At 58.9% G+C, this 15,897-nt stretch carries 15 protein-coding genes; all 15 read left to right on the plus strand.

Going from position 1 to position 15,897, the window contains the following annotated elements; genetic code table 11:
- Positions 1-456 carry a hypothetical protein gene (locus DBQ51_RS14470; RefSeq protein WP_054327156.1) on the plus strand — a complete coding sequence of 152 codons (456 nt, stop codon included), beginning with the start codon at positions 1-3 and terminating at the stop codon, positions 454-456.
- A 102-nt stretch (positions 457-558) separates the two neighbouring features.
- Positions 559-792 carry a hypothetical protein gene (locus DBQ51_RS16690; RefSeq protein WP_159068199.1) on the plus strand — a complete coding sequence of 78 codons (234 nt, stop codon included), beginning with the start codon at positions 559-561 and terminating at the stop codon, positions 790-792.
- A gap of 54 nt (positions 793-846) precedes the next feature.
- Positions 847-1,263: a division/cell wall cluster transcriptional repressor MraZ gene (mraZ, locus tag DBQ51_RS14475; RefSeq protein ID WP_262564482.1), complete on the plus strand. Its 417-nt coding sequence runs from the start codon at positions 847-849 to the stop codon at positions 1,261-1,263.
- Between the two features lie 27 nt (positions 1,264-1,290).
- The gene (gene rsmH, locus DBQ51_RS14480; RefSeq protein ID WP_054327157.1) at positions 1,291-2,238 is read left to right on the plus strand and encodes a 16S rRNA (cytosine(1402)-N(4))-methyltransferase RsmH; all 948 of its coding nucleotides are present in this window, start codon (positions 1,291-1,293) and stop codon (positions 2,236-2,238) included.
- Positions 2,239-2,255: 17 nt separating this feature from the next.
- Positions 2,256-2,744, plus strand: coding sequence for a cell division protein FtsL (locus DBQ51_RS14485; RefSeq protein ID WP_107631909.1), 489 nt, complete (start codon positions 2,256-2,258; stop codon positions 2,742-2,744).
- A gap of 98 nt (positions 2,745-2,842) precedes the next feature.
- On the plus strand, positions 2,843-5,233 hold the full coding sequence (locus DBQ51_RS14490) for a penicillin-binding transpeptidase domain-containing protein (RefSeq protein WP_054327159.1): 2,391 nt from the start codon (positions 2,843-2,845) through the stop codon (positions 5,231-5,233).
- A 10-nt stretch (positions 5,234-5,243) separates the two neighbouring features.
- Complete coding sequence (locus tag DBQ51_RS14495; protein WP_107631910.1) at positions 5,244-6,686, plus strand: UDP-N-acetylmuramoyl-L-alanyl-D-glutamate--2,6-diaminopimelate ligase; 1,443 nt, start codon at positions 5,244-5,246, stop codon at positions 6,684-6,686.
- Between the two features lie 26 nt (positions 6,687-6,712).
- Complete coding sequence (locus tag DBQ51_RS14500; RefSeq protein WP_107631911.1) at positions 6,713-8,095, plus strand: UDP-N-acetylmuramoyl-tripeptide--D-alanyl-D-alanine ligase; 1,383 nt, start codon at positions 6,713-6,715, stop codon at positions 8,093-8,095.
- Positions 8,092-9,090: a phospho-N-acetylmuramoyl-pentapeptide-transferase gene (gene mraY / locus DBQ51_RS14505; protein WP_199855202.1), complete on the plus strand. Its 999-nt coding sequence runs from the start codon at positions 8,092-8,094 to the stop codon at positions 9,088-9,090. Before DBQ51_RS14500 ends, mraY begins: the two co-directional genes overlap by 4 nt.
- A 37-nt stretch (positions 9,091-9,127) precedes the next feature.
- Positions 9,128-10,375: a putative lipid II flippase FtsW gene (ftsW, locus tag DBQ51_RS14510; protein WP_107631912.1), complete on the plus strand. Its 1,248-nt coding sequence runs from the start codon at positions 9,128-9,130 to the stop codon at positions 10,373-10,375.
- A 21-nt stretch (positions 10,376-10,396) separates the two neighbouring features.
- Positions 10,397-11,533 carry an undecaprenyldiphospho-muramoylpentapeptide beta-N-acetylglucosaminyltransferase gene (gene murG / locus DBQ51_RS14515; protein ID WP_054327166.1) on the plus strand — a complete coding sequence of 379 codons (1,137 nt, stop codon included), beginning with the start codon at positions 10,397-10,399 and terminating at the stop codon, positions 11,531-11,533.
- Between the two features lie 17 nt (positions 11,534-11,550).
- Positions 11,551-12,480 (plus strand): cell division protein FtsQ/DivIB, encoded by a 930-nt coding sequence (locus tag DBQ51_RS14520; protein ID WP_054327167.1) that lies wholly within the window; start codon positions 11,551-11,553, stop codon positions 12,478-12,480.
- A gap of 297 nt (positions 12,481-12,777) precedes the next feature.
- Positions 12,778-13,926: a cell division protein FtsZ gene (ftsZ, locus tag DBQ51_RS14525; protein ID WP_107631913.1), complete on the plus strand. Its 1,149-nt coding sequence runs from the start codon at positions 12,778-12,780 to the stop codon at positions 13,924-13,926.
- A 185-nt stretch (positions 13,927-14,111) separates the two neighbouring features.
- On the plus strand, positions 14,112-15,053 hold the full coding sequence (locus DBQ51_RS14530) for a magnesium transporter CorA family protein (protein WP_054327634.1): 942 nt from the start codon (positions 14,112-14,114) through the stop codon (positions 15,051-15,053).
- Positions 15,054-15,245: 192 nt separating this feature from the next.
- Entirely contained in the window at positions 15,246-15,665 is a 420-nt protein-coding gene (locus DBQ51_RS14535) for a YjdF family protein (RefSeq protein ID WP_054327633.1), read from the plus strand.
- The last annotated feature ends 232 nt before the right edge of the window (positions 15,666-15,897 follow it).

Genomic DNA, 15,897 nt, shown 5'->3' on the forward strand with positions numbered 1-15,897 from the left:
ATGGCAACTTTGGACGAACTGATCAACAGCATGTACGATATGGTACAGGACGCGAAAGGCATCCCGCTGGCGGGCGAGAAGTGCATCTTGGAGCGCGACCGTCTGCTTGATCTGCTCGATGAGCTGCGCGCCACGCTGCCGAACGACTTGAAAACAGCGCAGGACATCGTTGAGAAACGCAGTGAAATGCTTGCCTCCGGAAAGCGCGAGGCGGAATCGATCCGCCGTCAGGCGGAGGAGGATGCCCGGCAGATGGTTTCCGAAACCGAGATTGTCGTGGCCGCGCGACGCAAGGCAAAGGAAGTGCAGGGCAACGCGGAGATCCAGGCCCGAGAGTTGCGCCGAGTGACGAACGAATATTGTGAGGATACGCTCAAGCGCACCGAGGAGGCGGTGGCGCTTTCGCTGGAGGAGATCCGCAAGGTGCGCCAGCGCTTTAAGAGCATCGCCAAATAAATAATATTTTGCAGCATCCGAAAAGCCAGGTTTTTTACCTGGCTTTTTTTGCTGCGTTTTGCCGGCGAAATAAGGTGGAATAAACTGTAAAATAAGAGGAGGGTGGGAAAACGGCGCGGTACGGGCGGAAAGAATGCGCGTTTTTGTGGGATTTCTCCCCACCGTTCGCGCAGCCAAAATAGGCGTTTGTGGAAAGGAAAAATAATCGAACAAGTGTTTGAAAAATTGCAAAAACCACTGTTTTTTCATTTTACCGCCATAATCTTCCGCAAAAAAATACGAAAAAAATCCTTGCAATCTGGAGGGCTTCTCGTTATAATGGATTCAAGGTGGTGAGAAGTGGGGTAAAGTGTCACAGATTCCACCAAAGGGAAAGCGTGGTGTGAATCGGTGAAAGGCGAATACAAGCATTCCATAGACGCCAAGGGGCGTCTGGCGATGCCGGCCAAGCTTCGTGATGAGCTCGGCGAACGCTTCACCGTCACCAAAGGGCTGGATGGATGTCTGGCCGTTTATCCGGAAAAAGAGTGGGAGGGGCTGGAAGAGCGCATCCGCTCCCTGCCCATGTCCAAATCCCGCGATCTGCAGCGCTTTTTCTTCTCGGCCGCGTTCGACGCCGAGCTGGACGCGCAGGGCCGCATCCTGCTGCCCGCCAACCTGCGCGCGTACGCAGGGCTGAGCAAGGAGACGGTCGTTATCGGCGCCTCTAACCATGCGGAAATTTGGGACGCCGTGAAATGGGCGGCTTACAATGACAGCATCACCGATGATCGCATCATGGAGGCCATGGAGGATCTCGGGTTCTAAAAAGCGCCGTACAAGGAGGGTCAGCGTATGGAATTTCATCACGTTTCCATTTTGCTCGAACCCTGTCTGGAGGCGCTGCATATCAAGCCGGACGGCGTTTACGTCGATGCGACGACAGGCGGCGCCGGACATTCGCTCCGCATTGCGGAGCGTTTGCATGATACTGGACGCCTGGTCTGCATCGATCGGGACGACGAGGCGCTGGAAAACGCGAAAGTGCGCCTGAAGAAGGTCTGGCAGCGCGTATACACGGTGAAAAGCGATTTCCGCGAGATTGATCGGGTGCTTGCCAGCCTGGGGCTGGCGGGCGCGGATGGGATACTGTTCGACTTGGGCGTTTCGTCGCCGCAGTTGGACCATGCGGAGCGAGGTTTTTCCTACATGAAGGATGCGCCGCTCGACATGCGGATGGACCGGACGCAGACGCTGACCGCGTACGACGTGGTAAACGGCTGGAGCAGGGAGGAACTTCGTCGTATCCTGTTCGAATACGGCGAAGAACGCTATGCGCCGCTGATAGCAGCGGCCATCGAGCGGGAGAGAGAAAAAAAGCCGATAGAAACGACGGGAGAGCTTGTAGAAATCATAAAGGGCGCGATGCCGGCCAAGGCGTTGCGGGAAAAACAGCATCCGGCCAAGCGCAGCTTTCAGGCGATCCGCATAGCCGTTAATGACGAGCTTGGCGCGGTGCGGGAAGCGATGGATAAGGCGATCGACTGCCTGAACCCGGGCGGGCGCCTGGCGGTGATCACATTCCACAGCCTAGAGGACCGCATTGTCAAAGCCGCGTTCCACCAGGCGGCACAGGGCTGCACCTGCCCGAAGGATTTTCCGGTCTGCGTCTGCGGCGGGAAGCCTAAAGTCAGGCTGACGCCCCGCAAGCCGATTCTGCCGGATGAGAAAGAACTTGCAGACAACCCGCGGGCGCGGAGCGCAAAGCTTCGCGTGTGCGAAAAAATAGGAACAGACGGATAGGACAGAAAGGAAATGCAATGATGACTGCCAGCAGGGAGAGCGTAGCGTACAAACAGTATGAAGAGCGCATGGCGCCCGTACAACAGGAAAGAACACGCGACCTCCGTGCAGTCCCGACGCCGCGCCGCCGCAAAAAAGCCGCCGTACGGCTGAACGTGTTCGTGTGCGTCAGCGTCATTGCGATCGCAGCGGTGTATATCCTGTTCTGCCAGATGCAGCTGACCCAGCTGACCGCGCAGGTCAGCACCCAGACCGAGGCGCTCGACGAGCTTGCGGCGGAAAATGTTTCCCTGTCAAGCAAGCAGATGAACAGCATGGACATGACGCAGGTGGAGGAATATGCGGTGAACCACCTGGGCATGGTAAAAATGGACAATTCACAGATCGAATATGTGGAACTGACCAATCCGGATACGGTCACGGTGGCGCAAAGCGGGGTGTCACTGGACGCGCTGTTTTCCGGCTTGGCGCGCAGCTTTTCTGCAGCCCTGGAATATATCCGGTAAGTAAATGAATAGGATGCGTAATAGGGGAGTGAGAGGTGGAAACTTCTGACTCCTTACGCTTTTTTTCGACCAAACGGCAGTGGAGGGATGCAACGCAAATGGCAGCAAAGGGACCGAACAATTTAATGCGCTCGCGCATCGTGATGCTCACGCTGGCGTTTGTGGCGATCGGCTTCGGCCTGGTCGCCGTGCGCCTGCTGTATATGCAGGTATTCCGCAACGACTTTTATGTGCAGCAGGCGACAACACTGCAGACGCGGGACACGCTGGTCACGCCCAACCGCGGCACGATCTATGACGCGAATATGCAGGTGCTGGCTGAATCGGCCTCGGTCGCCCGTATTACGGTCAACCCCAAGGCTGTGATCGACGAGTCCAAGGTGAACAAGGGGATACCGGCGGAACAGCAGCAGCAGGAGCTGGCGCAGATTCTTGCCGACACGCTGGAGTTGGACTACGACACCGTGCTGGGGAAAATCAAAAGAACCGATACCCAATATCAGATCATCGCCCAAAAGGTAGATAAGGACACGGAAAACGCCCTGTATGAAAAGCTCGAGGCTGCGGGCTGCGGCAACGCGGTCTATTCCGAGCCGGACACCAAGCGGTATTACAAATACGGCGCCTTCCTTTCCACCGTGCTGGGCTATGTCAACGACGATAACGTGGGCGTTTACGGCTTGGAATCCGAATACGAGAGCGAGCTTGCCGGTACTGCGGGGCGCATCGTCCGCGCGCAGAATGCCAAAAACCAGGATATGCCGTATGATTATCAGCAGTACATTCCGGCAACGGACGGAAACTCGCTTGTGCTGACGATCGACAGCGACATCCAGAATATCCTAGAAAAGCATCTGGAAACCGCGCTGGCGGATAATCCCAATGCACGCGACGGCGTATCGGGTATTGTGATGGATGTCAAAACCGGCGCGGTGCTAGCGATGGCCAACCTGCCGGACTTCGACCCCAACCAGCCGCGCGTAATCTCGGACGAACGGTACCTGAACGAGCTGAAGGAGACCGTGCAGAAGCTTTTGGAGGAGGCCGGTGTATCGGCGGAGATCCCCGACAAATACTATCAGGAGGGCGGACTGGATAACCTGCCGGAGAGCGTGCAGAACAATGAGGCCTTGGTTGACGCGCTGACGGACGCGCGGACCGAGGAGCTTTACAAGATGTGGTATAATCCGGTTGTGACCGATACCTATGAGCCGGGCTCCACTTTCAAGCTGATGAACGTGGCGACCGCCTATGAGCTGGGCGTGGTGCATGCGGAGGATACCTTTTACTGCGGCGGCTCGATGATGGTCGGCGACTGGAAGGAGCCGATCAAATGCCACAACACCAACGGGCATGGCTCGCAGACGCTGACGCAGGCGGTGATGAACTCCTGTAACGTGGCGATGATGCAGATCGTAGCAAAGACCGGCAGGGAACGCTTTTACGACTTTTTCAAGGCGTTCGGCATGAATAGCAGGACCGGCATCGACCTGCCAAATGAAAGCCCAGGCATCTTCTTTGACGTAGAGGACAGCACCTCGTGGAACGAGGTGTCGCTCGCGGTATCCTCGTTCGGCCAGCGCTTCCAGGTAACGCCGATTCAGATGGCGAGCATGATTTCGGCCATCGTGGACGACGGGAGGCTGAAAAAGCCTTATCTGGTCCGCGAGGTGCTGAATGCGGACGGTTCGATCAAATCCACGGCCGAGACCGAGGTTGTCCGCCAGGTCATTTCGGAGGACACCTCCGCGTATATGCGCGATACGATGCTGCAGGTTGTGGAAAGCGGCACGGGCAAGAACGCCTATGTACCCGGCTACCGTGTGGGCGGTAAGACCGCAACCTCAGAGATTCTGAAAGAGGCGGAGGACGTCGAGGACCGCTATACGGCTTCGTTTATCGGCGTGGCGCCGATGGACGATCCGCAGATCGTGGTGCTGGTCGCGATCAGCGACCTGCCGGAATCCTCTCCGCACGGCGGCGGTGCGCTCGCCGCGCCGGTCGTCGGCCGCATCATGGAGGATGTGCTGCCGTATATCGGCGTGACGCCGGTGTATACCGATGAGGAAAACGACCGCCGCGAGCTGACCGTACCCGGCGTGGTCGGCTCCACGCAGGAGCAGGCGGCGAGCACGCTGCAGCAGGCGGGCTTTGCGTACCGCGTCGTCGGCAGCGGCGACACGGTCACCGACCAGGTGCCGGCCAGTGGTGTGCGCATTCCGGCCAGTGGCAAGGTCATCCTGTATATGGGCGAGGATAAGCCTGCGGAGCAGATCGAGGTACCCGACCTGACCGGATTGACGCCGGACGAGTGCCGAGACACGCTGGAGCAGTACGGACTGTACCTCAAGCAGAAGGGGGTCGCGTCCTCGCAGATTACAGGCAATACCACCGCGAGCCGGCAGAGTCCGGCAAAAGGGACCAAGGTGAATATCGGCGCGGTGGTCACGGTTGAATTTTCCGACACAACGGGTGTCGACGACCGATAGGAGGAACGGAATGAAATTACAGGAATTGCTGGCTGGCGTTGCGGTGCAGAGCCGTACGGCGGCGCCGGAGCTGGAAATCGGCGAGGTGCGGTATGATTCGCGCGCGGTGGAAAAGGGCGACCTGTTCGTGGCTATCCGCGGCTATGCGACGGATGGCCACCGGTATATCGAAAAGGCGCTCGCGCAGGGCGCGGCGGCGATCGTATGTGAAGAAGCACCGGCGGGGGCGCCGGCGGTCGTGGTGGAGAACTCCCGCCGCGCGCTGGCGGAGATCGCGGCCAACCGCTTCGGCCATCCGGCGGACAGCATGGTCATGCTCGGCGTGACCGGAACGAACGGCAAAACCACCACGACCTACCTTATTAAGCATATTCTGGAGCAGGCAGGGCATACGGTCGGGCTGATCGGCACCAACCAGAACCTGATAGGAAGCGAGGCCATCGAAACTGAACGCACCACGCCGGAGAGCTATGAGCTGCAGGCGCTGTTCGCCCGTATGCGGGACGCCGGCTGCACGCATGTGATTATGGAGGTATCCTCGCACTCGCTCGTACTCGACCGCGTACACGGCATCCGCTTTGCAGTCGGCACGTTCACCAATCTGACACAGGACCACTTGGATTTCCACAAAACCATGGAGGAGTACCGCAGGGCAAAGGCGCGTCTGTTCGCGGTCAGCGACAGGGGCGTGATCAATCTGGACGATCCGGCGGCCGACGCCATGCTGGCGGACGCTCTGTGCCCATGCCTGACGTTTTCCTGTGAAAAGGACGCCGCCGACCTGACCGCCAGGAATATCGGCCTGCATGCGGATGGCGTTTCCTTCCTGGCCAACACCAGGGGCGAGCTGGCGCGCGTCCGTCTGGCGATACCCGGCCATTTTTCCGTGGAGAATGCGCTGGCCGCGCTGGGGATCGCACTGCAGCTGGATATGCCGCTCGCGGATGCCGCGAAGGCGCTGGCCACGGCAACGGGCGTGAAAGGCCGCGTCGAGGTGGTGCCGACCGATACGGATTATACAGTGCTGATCGACTACGCGCACTCGCCCGACGGGGTGGAAAACGTCCTGCGCGCCGTGCGCGGCTTTGCCAAGGGGCGGGTCGTGGCGCTGTTTGGCTGCGGCGGGGACCGCGACCGGACCAAGCGGCCTAAAATGGGCGCGATCGCGGCGGCGCTGTCGGATTTCTGCATCGTGACGAGCGACAATCCGCGCACCGAGGAGCCGCAGGCCATTATCGACGATATTCTGGAGGGCATGAAAGACACCAAAACGCCGACGCGGGTCATCGTCGACCGGCCGGAAGCGATCCGGTGGGCGCTTGCGCACGCCAGGAAAGAGGACATCATCGTTCTGATGGGCAAGGGACATGAAACCTATCAGGAGGTCAACCATGTGAAGCATCATATGGATGAACGGGAGATTGTCGCGGATTATTTCGCGGATAGGAAGTAAGAAAAACAGCTTGGGGGAATCGATTGATGGAACGCTTTACACTGGCGCAGGCAGCGGAATGGACCGGGGGGAAGGCGCACGGGGCGGCATCTCTGTCGTCGGTCTCCACGGATTCCAGGCAGATACCGCCGGAAACGCTGTTCCTGCCGCTCAAGGGCGAGCGCTTCGACGCGCATGATTTTATCGCAAAGGCGGTGGATAACGGCGCCGCGGCCGTGGTGTCGCACCGACAGAACGAAACCTATCCGGTGCCGGTTCTATATGTGGAGAACACCGCGCAGGCGCTGTTGGACCTGGCGGGCGGCTACCGCCGGCTGTGCGGCGGCAAGGTGGTCGGCGTAACCGGCTCGGTCGGCAAAACGACGACCAAGGAACTGCTTTACGCCGTGCTCAGGCAGCAGTTCTGCGCACAGAAAACCGAAGGCAACCTGAATAACGAGGTCGGCCTGCCCCTCACCCTGCTCCAAATGACTAGGAAAACCGAGGTCATGGTTGCGGAAATGGGCATGAACCATTTCGGGGAGCTGTCCCGTATGACCGCGGCCGCGCAGCCGGATATCGCGGTTATCACCAATATTGGCACCTCGCACATTGAATTCCTTGGCTCGCGCGAGGGCATCTGCAGGGCGAAGCTCGAGATTTTGGAGGGCCTCCGGCCGGACGGCTGCGCCGTGCTCTGCGGAGACGAACCGCTTCTCTGGGAGAAGCGGGACGCGCTGGGCTGCCGGACGGTTACCTATGGGATAGAAAATCCGGCGTGTGATTTAACTGCATACTTGCATGGAGACAGTGCATTTGATATAGTAAATAACGGTCTGCCGGCGGTCGAATTGCCGCAGGGCGGACGTTTTTCGGCAAAACTCAGCATACCGGGCGCGCATAATATACTTAACGCGCTCGCGGCGGCGGCGGTCGGCCTGCTGCTGGGCGAGACGCCGGAGCATATCGCCGCAGGACTTTCCTCCTATGAGGCAAGCGGCATGCGGCAGAACATTTACGAGCAGAACGGCTACTGCATCTTTGCGGACTGCTATAACGCCAGTCCGGACGCCATGGAGGCGGCGCTCAAGGTGCTCGGCGGCATGGCGGAAGGCGGGCGGCGGTTCGCGGTGCTTGGCTCCATGCTGGAGCTGGGCGGCTATGCGGAGGAGGGCCACCGCCGCGCGGGACGCGCGGCCGCGGAAAACGCCGACGCGCTGTATGCCTATGGGCCGGACGCGGACGCGATGGTCGCGGGCGCGAAGGAGCGCGGCATGGCCGCGGCGTATGCGTTTGACGACCAGGCCGCGCTTGTCGCGGCGCTGCGGCGAGATGCGGAAAAGGGCGACGCGTTGCTGTTCAAAGGTAGCCGCGGGATGCGGATGGAGCGCGCGCTCGCATGGTTCTTAGGGGAGGACGTGGAAGAATGACACCGATCAATATCCGGACTGCGCTGATTGTCTGCGCGGTCGCATTTGTGATCACAGCGGCGATCGGGCCGGCGGTGATCCGCTATCTGCGCAAGATGAAATTCGGCCAGAAGATATTGGAGATCGGGCCGAAATGGCATATGAACAAGCAGAACATCCCGACGATGGGCGGGTTTATGTTTATCATCGGCATTGCAGTGGCGGTTCTGGCGGGCAACACGCTGCTGGGAGGGGTTTCGGTCTCCTCGCTGGCGGTGCTGGGCCTTGCCGCAGCGTACGGCGCGGTCGGTCTGGTGGATGATTACGCTAAGATTCGCAAAAAGGAAAACGCGGGGCTGACGCCCAAGCAGAAGCTGGTGCTTCAAATTCTGGTGGCGGGCGCGTTCATCCTGGTGCTGTTTCTGGAGTCGGACGGACTGCCCGCCCTCTGGATCCCGTTTACCGCTGTGGCGATCCCGCTTCCCTGGCCGCTGTACATCATCTTTGCCGCGTTCGTTATCGTGGGCGCGGATAACGCGGTCAACCTGACCGACGGTATCGACGGACTGGCCGCGGGTGTGACCCTGCCGGTCGCCATTTTCTTTGTGTTTGTCGGCATTGCGCGGCAGGACGCTGGCGTGATGCTGTTCGCGGCGGCGCTCGCGGGTGGCTTGGCGGCGTTCCTGATCTATAATTTCAATCCGGCCAAGGTTTTCATGGGGGACACGGGCTCGTTGTTTCTTGGCGGCGCGGTGGCAGGTCTGGCGTTTGCCTGCGATATGCCGTTGATCCTGCTGCTGGTCGGGCTGATCTATATTATCGAAACGCTGTCTGTCATCCTGCAGGTAACATACTTCAAGGTTTCCGGCGGCAAGCGCCTGTTCAAGATGGCGCCGATCCATCATCATTTTGAGATGTGTGGCTGGGGCGAAAAGAAGATCGTGCTGATATTTTCCGGCGCGACCATTCTGCTCTGCCTGCTGGCGTATTATGTAGCGCTGGCGCCGGTTCTGTAAACTGTTTACAATTCAAAGCCCGTTCGGAGGTGTCCACATGGCAACGACAACCAGACAAGCGCGCACGGTGCGCAGGGTGACCGCAGGACCGCGGTATGCGAACCGTCCCGCCATGCGGGCGGAAGAGAGGGGCGAGACGGCGCTGCAGCCCTCCGACGGCCGGTTCCGCGAGCGGACGCGCGTGCGCGCCCATGCCTGGGACGCGGGTATTTTCTTTTCGGTCATGCTGCTGCTGGCGATCGGCTTGGTCGCGCTGTTTTCCGCGAGCTATTCGACCGGCTATTACAATTTCAAAGGCGATTCCCTGCATTTCGTTACGCGGCAGGGGATGGTCGCCGTAGCTGGCGTGGTCGCGATGATCGTTATTTCCAAGGTTAGCTATAAGCTGTACGCTAGGTTTTACAAGCCGTTTCTGGCGGTGTCGGTCGTGCTGCTGATTCTGGTTGCGATACCGGGCATCGGCACCTGGTATAATGGCGCGCGGCGCTGGCTGTTCGGTTTTCAGCCGTCCGAGCTGGCAAAGCTCGCCGTTATTGTGTGCTTCGCGTATTGGATCGCGCGCGACGCGCAGAGCGTGCGCAGCTTTAAGGGGCTGGTCCGGCCATACGGCTTCCTGCTTGCGGTATATGTTGTGCTGCTGGCGCTCGAGCCGCATACCTCGGCGATGATGATTGTCTGCGGCATCGGTGTGTGCATCCTCGTCGCGGGCGGCATGCGGCTGTGGTATTTCGTTCCGATCGGCGTGGTGGGCGCCGGAACGTTGACGGCGTTTTATTTCATGTTTTCCCATGTGCGGGATCGCTTCGCGGTATGGCTCGACCCGTTTTCGGATATGACGGATAAGGGCTTCCAAGGGGCGATGAGCCAGATCGCCATCGGCTCGGGCGGCTTTTTCGGCTTTGGGCTTGGGCAGGGACGGCAGAAGCACCTGTACCTGCCCGAACCGCAGAACGATTTCATCTTTGCCTCATGGTGTGAGGAAATGGGCTTTATCGGCGCGCTGCTGGTGATTCTGCTGTTCGCTTATCTGATTTACCGCGGGTTCCGCGTCGCGCGGGCGGCGCCGGATAAATTCAGCGCGATGCTGGCGACCGGCATTACCGCAAAGCTGGCGATACAGACATTGATGAACCTGTTCGTCGTCACAGGCATTATTCCGGTGACGGGTGCGGCGCTTCCGTTTTTCAGCTATGGCGGCACGGCGCTGCTCATGCAGCTCGGAGAAATGGGGATACTGCTGAATATATCGCGGTATATGCGGATAGACGCGCGCAACGAAGAATGAAGCGATAGGGGGAAATCAGGTTTGAAGCTGTATATCACTGGCGGCGGCACGGGCGGGCATGTGACGCCCGGGCTTGCCATCGCGCGGTATTTTGAGCAGAAGCATCCGGACACGGTTGTCCGGTTCGCAGGATCGGCGCGCGGTATTGAAAACAAGCTTGTCCCGAGAGAGGGGTATCCGCTGGATACCATTGAGATCATCGGCTTGTCCCGCTCCATGAGCCCGAAGGGGCTTGCACATAACCTGAAAGCGGCGCGGCTCGCCGTATCCGCGGTCGGCAAGGCGAAAAAGCTGCTGCGGGAGGCGCGGCCGGACTGCGTGATCGGCTGCGGCGGCTATGCATCGTTCGCGGTCGTTCGCGCGGCGCAGCAAATGGGGATACCGACCGTGCTGCTCGAGGTCAACGCACTGCCGGGCAAGGTGACGCAAATGCTGGCAAAAAAGGCGGACCGCGTGCTGGTCTGCTTTGAGCAGGCGGAAATGCTGCTCGGCGGCGGCGACAAGGTGGTCGTGACCGGTGCGCCCGTGCGCGGTGAAATTTTATCAGCGGACCGGAAAAAGGCGCGCGCCCGCTTCGGCCTGTCTGAGGACGATCAGCTTGTCGTCTCGTTCTGGGGCTCCATGGGCGCGAAATATATGAATGAGCACATGGCGGGTACGATCGCGCTGGAATGCAAAAACAATGTGCCGTACCGGCATGTACACGCATCGGGCGCGGCGGCGCGCGACTGGATGCCGCGGCTTGCGGAGGAGCAAGGCGCGGCTTTGCGGGAGCATCCCAATATCGAACTGACTGAGTATATTTATGATATGGCGGACCGCATGGCGGCGGCTGACCTGATCGTCTGCCGCGCGGGCGCGGCGACGATGGGCGAGCTGTGCATGCTGGGGCGGCCCGCGCTACTGGTGCCTTCGCCGTTCGTGGCGGAAAACCATCAGGAGAAAAACGCGCGCGCGCTCGAGCAGGCGGGCGGCTGCCGCGTGCTGCTGGAGAAGGACGCTTCGCCCCAGCGGCTGTACGACGAGATAGGGGAGCTGCTGTCCGATCGGGAACGCCTGCGGCAGATGGGGCGCGACGCGACGCGCCTGGCCGCGCATGACGCAAGCGAAAAAATTTACCGCGAGATCATGCAGGCTGTCCGCGAGCGGCAAAAATAAGGCAAAGGGGCGCTTGCATGAGACGCAGGAAGCGAAAACAGAAAACGCCGGAACAGATGAGGAAACGGGCGAACCGGCGGCAGCGGTTTTTCCATACGGTCGGCCGGCTGCTGTTTGTCGGCATACTGCTGTCGGCTGCCGTGCTCGCCCTGACGGTCTTTTTCAAGGTAGACACGATTTCCGTGGAAGGGTCCACCAAATACACGCCCGAGGAGATCGTCGCGGGCATGGATGTGAAAAAAGGTGACAACCTTTATCTTTGGAACAAGGTGAAAACGACAAATAGCCTGCTGGAGCAGTTTCCCTATCTGGAAACCGTGCAGATCCGGCGCCACTTGCCGGATGCGCTGGTCGTCACAGTGACCGAGTGCCGGGCGGCAGTGGCTGTTTCCACTAACGGCGTGTACTATCTGGTCAGCGCGCAGGGCAAAGTGCTGGAGCAGGCGGCGACGGATAACGGCCTGCCGGTCGTAGCCGGCGTGACGCTTGAGGCGGTCCGGCCGGGGCAGACGCTGGAGCCGGCTGCGGATGCCTATGTGGACGCTCTGCTGACCGTGCTGCAAACGCTGGACGCGGCGGACATGCTCTCGGAAACCGATTTCATCAACCTGCAGTCGCTCACCGATGTGCGCGTCGGCTATCTGGACCGGTTCGATATCCGCGTCGGCACGATGGAACAGCTTGCCTACCGGCTGCGCTTTGCGCAGACTGTGATCGATGGGCGGCTCTCACCCTCCGATATCGGGCGGCTGTACTGGGATGCGAAAAACAGGCTGCATTTTGTGCCGGATACTGCGGAAAATATCGCGCATTCCGCAACCGGACAGGAGACGGATGACAGCCCCATTGTCGATCCGGACGCGCTGGACGCAGCCGGCGGAGACGATGCAGGGGAAGCCGACGGCGGGGCGGACAGCGGCGCCGCCGGTTCGGAGGGTTCCGAATGACCGGCACGTCGCCCTGTCCCATTAAAAGATCGCAGCGCCCGCAAAAGGCTTTTTCACAGCGGAGGGATGCCGGATATTGGTGAAAAATACCGGCGCCGCCTTTGGTGGAAAGATACAGAAAAACTCAATATTTTTTTGAGGGATTCACTAATATGTGTTGCAAAATAGAACAAAAAGAGGTAAAATTAAAACAATAGGGGCTGTCTGTCCATTCTGCTTCCAGACAGGGACAGGCCGTTGATATTGTGTAACGAAGATAATCTGAAAGATTTTTTATCATAACGGAGGATGGCAACAATGGGTTTTGAGTTTGAACAGGGCTTGGATAATGTAGTAAATATCAAAGTCATCGGCGTGGGCGGCGGCGGCGGCAATGCGGTCAACCGCATGGTCGAAAGCGGCGTGCAGGGCGTTGAGTTTATCTCGATCAATACAGATATGCAGGCGCTGAACTTCTCTCAGGCCGGCACCAAGATCCAGATCGGCGAGAAGCTGACCAAGGGACAGGGTGCGGGCGCAAACCCGGAGATCGGCCGCAAGGCTGCGGAGGAGAGCAAGGAGCAGATCGCCGCGGCGCTGGCCAACACCCATATGGTGTTCATCACCGCAGGCATGGGCGGCGGCACCGGCACAGGCGCGGCGCCGGTCGTGGCGCAGATCGCCCGTGAAATGGGTATCCTGACGGTCGGCGTTGTCACCCGTCCGTTCGCGTTCGAGGGTAAGAAGCGTCTGGAGCAGGCGCTGGGCGGCATCGACGAGTTGAACAAGAACGTCGATTCGCTGGTCATCATCCCAAACGAGCGCCTGAAATATGTTTCCGAACAGAAGATCACGTTCAAGAACGCGTTTGAGATCGCTGACGGCGTGCTGCGGCAGGCGGTCGCGAATATTTCCGAGCTGATTACCGTGCCGGGCTTCATCAACCTGGACTTTGCGGATGTTACCTCGGTGATGAAAGACGCGGGCTATGCTCATATCGGCACGGGCCGCGCTGCTGGGAAGGACAAGGCGGCGGAGGCCGCGCGCATGGCGATTTCCAGCCCGCTGCTCGAAACCTCGATCGATATGGCGCACGGTGTTATCGTTTCTGTTATCGGTTCGGATGATATCGGCTTGGATGAGGTCGAAACCGCTGCGACGATGGTCCAGCAGGCGGCGCATCCGGACGCGCATATCATCTTTGGCGCGTTTATCGACGACACGATGGACGACGAGATCCGCGTAGTCGTTATTGCCACCGGATTCGACAACATCCCCAATTCCGCGAAGCTGAATATGGATGGAAAGGCTCCGGAGCCGGCGTCCTCCGGCTTGTTCACCGAGGCGTCGACCGCGGCGGCGGAGGACAAGTCCGCTTCCGCCAAGAGCAGCCAGTCGAACGAGCTTGGTTCGGACGACGCGGCGTTCGACGTGCTGATGCGCATTTTTGATAAGGATCACCGCTGATTCTGTTGGTGCCTGTGTAATCATGCAAAACAGCCCTGTAAAGGGCTGTTTTGGTCTGAAAAGGCCTTGTAAAGTTTGTGTAAAAGGAGTGTGATCACCGTGAGTGCGGACCCTCGAAGTATAAAAAAAATAAAAGCTCGCGGTGGCGCAGAGAGATAATTGCCGCCGCAGAAAGGCGGTAAGATATGGTAGAATTTTACAAGACGATCGACGGCCGCGTAACCGAGCTTTCGGGCTTTACGGAGGGCTGTTGGGTCAATATGGTGCATCCTAGCTCGGACGAGCTGGAGGAGATCGCGCGGGTGGCGCGGGTGGAAGAGGAATTTATCCGCGCGGCGCTTGATCCGGAGGAAAGCTCCCGTGTCGAGACGGAGGACGACCAGCTTTTGATGATCGTCGACATTCCGATGGTGGAGAAAAGCTCGGTCGAAGATGGCGGGCAGATGTTCAGCACCCTGCCAATGGGGATTGTAGTAGGGCAGAACGCGGTTATCACGGTCTGCCTGGACGACAGCATCATCCTGCGATCAATCGCGGAGGGCGCGGTAAAGGGCGTCCATACGGCGATGCGCACGCGGTTTGTGTTCCAGATCTTGCTGCGGGTGGCGGGCCGCTTTCTGAAAAACCTGCGCATGATTGAACGCGACTTCACCCGAATTGAAAAACGTTTGTATGATTCGCTTAAAAATGAAGAGCTGATCCAGCTTCTGGGCCTCTCCAAATCGCTGGTATACTTTTCCGCTTCTCTGAAGGGCAACGAAGTCACAATGGAAAAGGTGCTGCGCGGACGGGTACTCAAGCTGTATGAGGACGATCGGGATATCCTGGAGGATGCGCTGATCGAGATTAGGCAGGCGATCGAAATGGCCGGCATCTATTCGAGTATTTTGTCCGGCACGATGGACGCTTACGCGTCGGTTGTTTCCAACAATCTGAACATCATCATGAAGGTGCTGACCGTGTTGACCATCATCATGACGATCCCCAATATCATCTTTGGCTTTTATGGGATGAATATAGAGGGAGGACGGATACCGGGCGATTTTGTCTGGTGGATTCCGCTGGCGATCTCGGTTGGGGGCTGCTTTTTCGCCTGGTATATGCTGAAAAAGAAAAATCTGGATTAACCTATTGCGCCGCGGATGCGGCGCTTTTTCTTTGCTGGTTTGACGGATGGGTTCCGTCATTATATAATGAAAGGGCAGAGATAAAAACACGGTCCGGTTGGTAGTCCGGACGCGACGGGGAACCGCCGCCAGTAACCTGCCTCCTTTGGTTGTCCGTTCTCTGTGCGCAGAACCAATAAAGGAGGAATTTCTATGCGCACAGTCAATTGCCGTGTGACCGTGTATTTTGACGACCCGTTCTGGGCCGTGTTGTATGAGCGGGAGAGCGGCGACTGGTATGAGGCGAGCCGGACGGTGTTCGGCGCGGAGCCCAAGGATCACGAGGTGTATGCGTTCCTGCTGCAAAGCTGGCGGCGGCTGCGGTTCAGCCCGCCGATACCGGTGGGCGAGCGGCCGGCGCGGCCGGATAACCCCAAGCGCCGCCAACGCGCCGCCCGTCAGGCGGTGGAGAGGTCGGGAACCGGTACGCGGGCGCAGCAGGCGCTTGCCGCCCAGCGCGAACAGGGGAAAACCGCGCGCCGCATCCGCACGCGGGAGGAAAAAGCGAGGGAGGCTGCGGAACGCTATGAGAAGCACCGGCAAAAGCGCAGGGAAAAGCACAAGGGACACTGAACCGTGTCCCTTGTGCTTTTTAACGTTATAACTAGGACTCTTTTCATCACGATAACGGTTAAACGGCCCAATGTGACGGACGGCAGGGAAAAATACCAAAAAACTTAAGAAATACTTCATGGAATCCGTCTGGTTTTCTGCTATACTACAATAAATAATGTGACAGAAATACGACAAAAAAGTGTGATGAAAATTACAGAAAAAATATCTGGTTTTTTGTGCGAACAGTGAA

Source organism: Agathobaculum massiliense (genome assembly GCF_900291975.1).
Classification (GTDB): domain Bacteria; phylum Bacillota; class Clostridia; order Oscillospirales; family Butyricicoccaceae; genus Agathobaculum; species Agathobaculum ammoniilyticum.